Here is a 3,144-nt window from a genome sequence, read left to right on the forward strand (position 1 = left end):
GTGCGATGAAAAACGGACCGAGGACGAGCCCAGCGTATCCGAAATACGTGACGACTGACCGGCTGAGCGGGTCCACGTCTGTGGAGATGTTCCGCCGATCGGTGTCCCCGAACGAGTGCCAGAGCGTGTACGCGACCACCGAGAATCCCAGCGCGATGTACACGGTCGGCACCAAGAACAGTTTCACGAACAGTTCTGGCAGGGTCGCCTCGACCGATCGCGCCGATTGGTACCGAGCTTCTACCGACTCACCGGCATCAGCGGTCCCGAGAATCGCCTCGTACGTCGAGACGATCACCCGTTCACCGACGGAAAACACCTGGTCGAACTGGAAGATCCAGACGAGCCAGCAGACCAGTATAAACACGAACGCTCCGTACACGGGTCGAAGGTCCGAGACGAACAGGTCGAGGCGCTTGCATACCACCGCGTGCAACACCACGAGGGTCCCGAGGAGAATGATGACGTTCAACGCCACCTGCGGGTGGATGAGGATGAGCGTGACTCCCAACACCGCGAGCAGGACGTTCCACGCACCGACGGCGTCGAGGACCGATCCCTCCGCCAGGTCGCTCAAGAGCAGATCGGTGATCGAGTCGACCTCTCGTTCGCTTTTGATGTGTTTGACCAGGGCGTACAGGAACACCGGAAAGAACCACATCGCCATCGAGTACGTGTGGAAGAACAGCCCGTTGCTGATCTGGTTGATCGGCAGGATCATGAACCCCGAGAACGCGGCGATCACGGTCATCTCTCTGTTCCCCGAGAGGGCCTTCGCGATCAGCGGAATAAACAGGGCGTACATGGCGAAGTACAGCGCGGCGACTAGGAGCATGCCCCGTTCGATCGGGACTCCCATCGCGTCCGTCAGCAACGCCGTCGTGCTGTGTCCGCCGGGGTAGAACACCTCTCCGAACTCCATCCGTCCCGCCAACATCTCGGTCGCCCAGCCGAGGTGGGTCATCGGGTCGGCCCGTCCGTAGAACCGGTAGCTGCGGACGACCGGCAGCGCCCCGATCGCGACGGTCGTCACCAGGCCGAGCGCCACGGCCAACCCCGCGACCCTGTCGCGACACGACCTCAGGGTGACGACGGCCGCGGAGAGAAATCCGATCGAGACGCCGATCCAAAACGGGAGCGGCGTCGCCGCGTATATCGATACCTCGTACGCCGTCGCCGGCGACGGCGACGAAGCCGACCGTGAGGAACAGCTTGCGCCACACATCGGGCGCGCTCGTGCCGAATGACCCCCGACTAACGCTCATTGACCGTCGTTGGTAGTGACTCGGAATTGTTAACAGCGTCCTAACGGGGCAAAAACGGTCGAACGGCGGATATCGAACTGAACCGTCCGACGATCGGAGTGTAATATCGCTCGGTTCCCGTGCCAGCGATCCACCTGCGTCACGCATGCATCTGATTGGCGGTCCAGTCACCGCGACCTCGAATATTACTGTGTTTCGACTCTAGGAACGTCGTTTAGAGACACACTGAAGCGATGGACTCGGACGCACGATGACGACTCCTCCAACGCTCTGACACTGACCAACTAGATCCAGTATCATCCGTACTTTTACTCAGGTGAATTGTTCTCATATTTCCGCGCAGACGGCTTCATGCTGACCACGTACCCCCGCTCGCTCCCGGCTTGGTCACCGACGACAAAGTCTTCTTCAAGATTTGAACAGGCTACGGGAAGTCGGCCTAACGGTCGATATTAACCGCTCGTTCAGTAGGACACCGTGTTCACGGTAGCCACGAGTACGTTTGCCGTCATGATAAAAGAATCGAGTAAACATAATTTAACCCAACAAATGTTTGGTTTATTCTCGTTAAGACGATTAGATCGTCACCGTTCTGCGTCGAAATTCTTACTCGGCGTATCCGAGACTTCGCAGTCGGTCGACGACTATGTCCTCGTCGACATCTCTAACCGACTCCGACGTGCCCTCTGCTGTGATCCGCGGGCGTGGGCCGTGCGAATACACCAGCCACGGGATCTCCACAAGCTCCGGCACATGGATACCTTTGGGATGGCCGTACTTCCTATAAGGAAGCGGACCACTCCGATCGCCTAGCAGCTCTCCGTGATCAGACGTAACTACAATGCGTCCAGTCAGATTTTTGATCAGTTTGCTAACCTCCTCGAGCGCGAGCTCTAGATTCTCGTCGTAGGCTTTCCAAGCGACATCAAGGTCGATATCAAGATGGCCTCGTCTATACGACCCCCAGAAGTTGAGCTGGTCCGACGGTAGCTCCGCCCGGCCCGTAGGACCGATATACGGTGCGTGCGGCTGCATGTAATGGATCAAAAGCCGCTTATTCGGATACGATTCAGCGGCCTTGAGTGCCGCTTGGGTGACTCGTTCGGGGTGGACCGTGCGGGCGTCCTCATCCCATCCATCTTTCCAGACGTTAACAACCTCATGGAACGAACAACCGATCGGTTCAACGTCGTATATTCCGTTTTCAATCCGATAAAACTGCGGATTAGCGGTGACGTACACCGTGTCAGTCATATCCTTTTCGGTGAAGTTCGCCCGAAGGTATTCGACAGTCGATGGCGCCTTCGATCGCCGCTTGGAGAGGGCTCCCGGAAGTTCGCTGAGTCGTTCGAAGGCGTCGTAACGGCACGCGTCGAGAATAGCCATTGAGTCCCAGTCCTCGTTCGGCACGTCGACCAGATTTGTCTCGTTTCGATCGAGTCGTGCGTAGTAGATTCGCTGGAGTTCGTTCAAACCCATTCGTGGGTGTTTCATGCCCTCTAGTAGTTGGTTAACGGAGTACATTAGCGATCATCAGTACAACGATATCGCATCATACGTATTATATATATTCCAGGTAATCTTTTGGTCTCGGGTAGGTATCGCTCGTATTTTTCTGCCACCCTACTTTCGTGGAGGCAGGGGCCGAACCTCTGATGCTCCGAGCGTGATAGGGCTCGAGTCCGGAACTAGTTGCGGCTCAAATGCGACTAGAATGAACACTTCTCACGAACCATACCACAATCGTGGTGGCCCTCTTAACGCTTCTCAGGAGGAGGGAGAAGTCACGACGGGTCTTCCTCGGTCGTACTCCGTTCGGCAATTTGGAGGTACTTGCTCAGCGCCAGACACATCCAGGCTTGGCTCCAGCGGATGTACG

General features: G+C 56.9%; 2 protein-coding genes and 1 pseudogene. 1 reads left to right on the plus strand and 2 read right to left on the minus strand.

The features are described from left to right. A pseudogene (locus DJ73_RS10100) lies at positions 1-1,048 on the minus strand (hypothetical protein); the annotation flags it as partial. A gap of 37 nt (positions 1,049-1,085) precedes the next feature. Here DJ73_RS10100 and DJ73_RS20315 point away from each other — a divergent pair. After that, entirely contained in the window at positions 1,086-1,247 is a 162-nt protein-coding gene (locus tag DJ73_RS20315) for a hypothetical protein (protein ID WP_176451115.1), read from the plus strand. Positions 1,248-1,871: 624 nt separating this feature from the next. On the opposite strand, the gene DJ73_RS10105 is transcribed toward DJ73_RS20315, so the two are convergent. After that, the gene (locus DJ73_RS10105; protein WP_094557887.1) at positions 1,872-2,744 is read right to left on the minus strand and encodes a hypothetical protein; all 873 of its coding nucleotides are present in this window, start codon (positions 2,742-2,744) and stop codon (positions 1,872-1,874) included. Positions 2,745-3,144 lie beyond the last annotated feature (400 nt).

The sequence above is a fragment of the Halorubrum sp. Ea1 genome (assembly GCF_002252965.1).
In the GTDB taxonomy this organism is placed as follows: Archaea; Halobacteriota; Halobacteria; order Halobacteriales; family Haloferacaceae; genus Halorubrum.